This is a genomic window from Streptomyces boluensis (genome assembly GCF_009908195.1).
GTDB lineage: Bacteria > Actinomycetota > Actinomycetes > Streptomycetales > Streptomycetaceae > Streptomyces > Streptomyces boluensis.
Window position 1 is genome coordinate 1 of the sequence record NZ_JAAAHS010000746.1, and the last position, 979, is coordinate 979.

At 72.3% G+C, this 979-nt stretch carries 1 protein-coding gene; it reads right to left on the reverse strand.

Translation table 11 applies throughout. The annotated features are described in order from the left end of the window. Positions 1–650 precede the first annotated feature (650 nt). Entirely contained in the window at positions 651–974 is a 324-nt protein-coding gene (locus tag GUY60_RS37880; RefSeq protein ID WP_161706028.1) for a chorismate mutase, read from the reverse strand. Between the last annotated feature and the right edge of the window lie 5 nt (positions 975–979).

Consider the following 979-nt stretch of genomic DNA (forward strand, 5'->3'; position numbering starts at 1 on the left):
GCGAAAGGCACCGCGCACAGCGAAAGGCGTCGCGCAGCGAAAGGTGCCGTGCACAGCGAAGGGCCCCGCGGAGTGCGAGCCGCGGGGCCCTTCGCTGACAGCACCGACGTCAGGGCTGCGTCGGTGCCGCGGGGCGGCGCCGGGGGGTGCGCCGCTGGACTGGGGGGTGCCGGTCGGAGACCCGGCGCACAAGCGGCGCGCAAGTGGTCTTGACCAATGGCAATGAAGTTGTAGAGCTCGGCACCGGGAAGGTGCCTCGTACGCATCGTGCTGGATGAGCCGCGGAACGCGCAACCGTTTCGGCCACTTCTCGCCATCGGTGCCCGGACCGTTCAGTCGGCTCCGGGCGTCCCCGGAGCCGACTGATCTTTCCCTGGTGACCGGGCTGCTGTCCCCTGCGGACCGGTCACACTCTGGAGCGAGGTCCCACGACGCACGGCACCATCCGTTACGTCTCATCGCTCCAGCGGAGCCACGCGTGGTTCTTTCGGTTCCGCCCCTGGCTGGCACGGACACCGGGACCAACGAAGCCCGTCGCGCGGCGGTCACGCGCCGTACGAGTGAGAGCGCACCCGAACTCAGGTCCGCCCGAACGGGGTTGCGGCCCGCGCCCCCGCCCGGACCCGGCCCTCGCGAGCCCCGGACCCCGCTCAGACCTGACCCCGGCACAGCTCCAGGAGCGTCAGCGCGAGCGCGGTGCCGGGCTTGCCGAGTGCGTCCCGGTAGTGGCCGAGGACCTCCATCTCGCGGGAGAGGTTCACCCGGCGGCCGCCCGACGCGATCCGGGACTCCTGGATCACGGCCGAGACGGCCATGCGTTCCTGTACGAGGCCGATGATCCGGTCGTCGAGCGCGTCGATCCGCTCCCGGGCGCCGCCGATCAACTCGGCGGCCTCGGCGGTGCGGGCGCCGGTCCGCTCGGCGGTGGCCCGCGCGGGAGCGGTGCCGGGAGCGGTGCCGGGCCTGTCTCTTATACACA